The following is a 3,600-nucleotide window of genomic DNA, read 5'->3' as shown; positions in this document are numbered from 1 at the left end:
CACCGACGTGATGGGCGACCTCGCCTTCACCGATATGCTCGACAAGTGCGTCAAGCTCGGCGTCGAGGGCATCGAGATGACCGGCGGCGGCTGGTCGAAGGGCCCGCACTTCCGCGCCGACGCACTGCTCGCCGACAAGGGCAAGCTGAAGGCGGCACTGAAGGAGATCGAGGCCCGCGGCCTCGAGATCGCCGCCTTGAACTGCTCGGCCAACCCCCTCGATCCCGGCCCGATGGGCGAGCGCCACCGCAAGGAGATGGAGGAGACCGTCCGCCTCGCCGGCGAGATCGGCGCCAAGACCATCGTCACCATGTCGGGCCTGCCCGCCGCGGCCCCCGGCGACACCGTGCCGAACTGGCTCGTCTACACCAAGAGCTGGCCCGACGAGATGCCCGAGCGCGATCGCTACCAGTGGGAGGACTGCGCCTTCCCGTTCTGGGAGAAGATGGTCAAGCTCGCGACCGAGGTCGGCGTCGAGAAGTACGCGCTCGAAAACTTCTCGGCGATGCTGGTCTGGAACCCGGAGACCCTGTTCCGCCTCCGCAACGCCGTCAGCGACAAGATCGGCATGAACCTCGACCCCAGCCACCTGATGTGGATGGGCGCCGACCCCATCGCCTCGGCCCGGGCCCTCGGTTCGGCGATCCACCATTGCCACGGCAAGGACACCCGCATCGAGCGCGGCCTCGCCGACGTCAACGGCCTCCTCGAGCTCAAAGACGTCACCGACGTCGCCAACCGCTCGTGGAACTACGTCGCCGTCGGCGCCGGGCGGGATCTCCAGTGGTGGAAGGAGTTCTTCTCCGTCGTCCGCATGGTCGGCTACAACGGCTGGGTCAGCCTCGAGATGGAAGACTTCACCATGTCGACCGAGGCTGGCATCCAGTCCTCGATCGACGCGCTGCAGGCCACGATCAGCCGCTGAGGAGCCTGGGCGGTGTACAAGTTCATCATCACGATCGAGCTCGAACCCGGCACGCGGGACGAAATCCTCGCCCGCGCGCCCGCGCGCCCGCGGCGCAGGCGGCGACGCGGGCGGAGCCGGGGTGCATCGCCTACGACTTCTACACCTGCACCGACGACCCGGACCGGCTGGTGTTCGTCGAGTCGTGGACCTCGAAGGAGGCCCACGACTTCCACATGCAGCAGCAGCACACCAAGGACTGGATCGCCTTCCACGAGCCGAAGAACCGCAGCCTCCTGTTCGAGACGATCAATGCTGAGTCTTGAGACCCTTCCCGTCACCGTCACCTGCGCCCCCTGCTGCTGGGGCGTGGACGACGTCAGGAACCCGCACCTGCCCCCGTGGGAGCGGGTGCTCGACGAGGCCGCCGCCGCCGGCTTCGGCGGCCTCGAACTCGGCCCCTACGGCTACATGCCGCTCGACGTGTCCCGCGTCGGCGCGGCTCTCGACGCCCGGTCCTTGCGCATCGTTGCCGGCACGATATTCGACGACCTCGTCGACCCGGCGAACCGCGAGAACCTTCTGCGCCAGACCGACGAGATCTGCGCCTTCGTCACTGCGCTGCCACGGCCGCGCTCGCATCCCGGCCAGCGCTACCCGGCCCCCTACCTGACCGTGATGGACTGGGGCCACGACGAGCGGGACTATGCCGCCGGCCACTCCGGCCGCGCCCCGCGTCTCGACCCCGCCGCATGGGCTGACATGGTCTCCAGCATCCGCGCCATTGCCGCGCTCGCCCGCGACCGCTACGGCGTGCGCGCCGTCATCCACCCGCACGCCGGCGGCTACATCGAGTTCGCCGACGAGCTCGACCGCATCGCGTCCGACGTGTCGCCCGATCTCGCCGGCCTCTGCCTCGACACCGGCCACATGGACTATTCCGGGATGGACCCGGTCGAGACGATCCGGACCTATGCCGACCGGCTCGACTACATCCACTTCAAGGACATCGACGCGGCGAAATACGCCGACGTCATGTCCCGCCGCATCCGATTCTTCGAGGCCTGCGCCGAGGGCGTCATGTGCCCGATCGGCCGCGGGCGCATCGACTACCCCGCCATCCACCGGCTCCTCGGCGAGATCGGCTATGGCGGCTTCATCACCATCGAGCAGGAACGCGACCCGCGCAACGCGGGCGGCAGCCTTGCGGACCTGACCGCGAGCCGGGACTTCCTGCGGGCGCAGGGCTTCTGAGGGGGACGACATGGCCAAGACGCTGGACCTCATCACCATCGGCCGGTCTTCGGTCGACCTGTACGGCGACCAGATCGGCGGCCGGCTGGAGGACATGGGGAGCTTCTCGAAGTACATCGGGGGCTCGCCGACCAACATCGCCTGCGGCACCGCGCGGCTTGGGCTCAAGTCCGCCGTGATCACCGGCGTCGGCGACGAGCACATGGGCCGCTTCATCGTCGAGCAGCTGGCGCGCGAGGGGGTCGACACCCGCGGCGTCAAGGTCGATCCCGACCGGCTGACCGCGCTGGTCCTCCTCGGCATCCGCGACGACGAGCGCTTCCCGCTGATTTTCTACCGCACCGACTGCGCCGACATGGGCCTGACCGAGGCCGACATCGACGAGGGCTTCATCGCCGAGGCCCGCGCCGTCCTCGCCACCGGCACCCACCTCAGCCACCAGGCGACCGAGGCGGCGGTGCTGAAGGCGCTGGAGCTCGCGAAGAAGCACGGCGCCCGCACCGCCCTCGACATAGACTATCGCCCGAACCTCTGGGGCGTCGCCGGCCACGGCGAGGGCGAGAGCCGCTTTGTCGCGAGCGCCGAGGTGACGCGGAAGCTCCAGTCGACGCTCTCCCTCTTCGACCTCATCGTCGGCACCGAGGAGGAGTTCCACATCGCCGGCGGCTCGACCGACACGCTCGAGGCGCTCCGCGCCGTCCGCGCCGTCTCCGACGCGACGCTGATCTGCAAGCGCGGCGCCCGCGGCGCCTCGGCCTTCGAGGGCACGATCCCGGCCTCCCTCGACGACGGCCAGACCGGCCCCGGCTTCCCGATCGAGGTCTTCAACGTCCTCGGCGCCGGCGACGGCTTCTTCTCCGGCCTCCTCCGAGGCTGGCTGACAGACCAGGACTGGCCGACGAGCCTCAAGTTTGCCAACGCCTGCGGCGCCTTCGCCGTCTCGCGCCACGGCTGCACCCCGGCCTATCCGTCGCTCACCGAACTCGACTTCTTCCTCAGCCGCGGAGTCGTCCGCCCCGACCTCCGCAACGACGTGGCCCTCGAGCAGGTCCACTGGGCGACCAACCGCCAGCGCGAGCATGGCGGCGACTGGTCGGAGATGCGCGTCTTCGCCTTCGACCACCGCATGCAGCTCGAGGAGATGGAGGGCGCCACCCCGAAGAAGATCGGCGCCTTCAAGGAGCTCTGCCTCGCCGCGGCGCTGCGGGTGGCCGACGGCCGCCCCGGCTACGGCATCCTCTGCGACAACCGCCTCGGCCGGGCGACGCTGCATGCGGCCTCGGGCTCGGGCCTGTGGGTCGGCCGGCCCTGCGAGTGGCCGGGCGCGCGCCCGCTGACCCTCGAGCCCGAGCTCGGGCTCGACTTCGGCGGCCTCAACGAGTGGGCGCGCGAGGATGTGGTCAAGGTGCTCTGCTTCTGCCACCCCGACGACACGCCCGAGA

At 69.8% G+C, this 3,600-nt stretch carries 4 protein-coding genes; all 4 read left to right on the top strand.

What is annotated here, in order from left to right; all coding sequences use genetic code 11:
* A partial coding sequence (locus KBA23_RS16275; RefSeq protein WP_290743178.1) for a sugar phosphate isomerase/epimerase occupies positions 1-925 on the top strand: 925 nt, incomplete at its 5' end.
* Complete coding sequence (locus KBA23_RS16270; RefSeq protein WP_290743181.1) at positions 832-1,230, top strand: antibiotic biosynthesis monooxygenase; 399 nt, start codon at positions 832-834, stop codon at positions 1,228-1,230. The genes KBA23_RS16275 and KBA23_RS16270, both read left to right, overlap by 94 nt.
* Positions 1,217-2,158 (top strand): TIM barrel protein, encoded by a 942-nt coding sequence (locus tag KBA23_RS16265; protein ID WP_290743175.1) that lies wholly within the window; start codon positions 1,217-1,219, stop codon positions 2,156-2,158. The genes KBA23_RS16270 and KBA23_RS16265 overlap by 14 nt, the downstream gene beginning before the upstream one ends.
* A 10-nt stretch (positions 2,159-2,168) precedes the next feature.
* Positions 2,169-3,600 (top strand): 5-dehydro-2-deoxygluconokinase (gene iolC / locus KBA23_RS16260; protein WP_290743172.1); only part of this gene is annotated, 1,432 nt, incomplete at its 3' end.

The organism is Amaricoccus sp., from assembly GCF_017995835.1.
GTDB lineage: Bacteria > Pseudomonadota > Alphaproteobacteria > Rhodobacterales > Rhodobacteraceae > Amaricoccus.
Note: the sequence above shows the minus strand (reverse complement) of the source record. Positions and strands in the feature narration are given on the sequence as shown.

Coding starts and splice junctions, on each gene's coding strand:
- KBA23_RS16265 (WP_290743175.1), top strand. CDS start 1,217: ATGCTGAGTCTTGAGACCCTTCCCGTCACCGTCACCTGCGCCCCCTGC.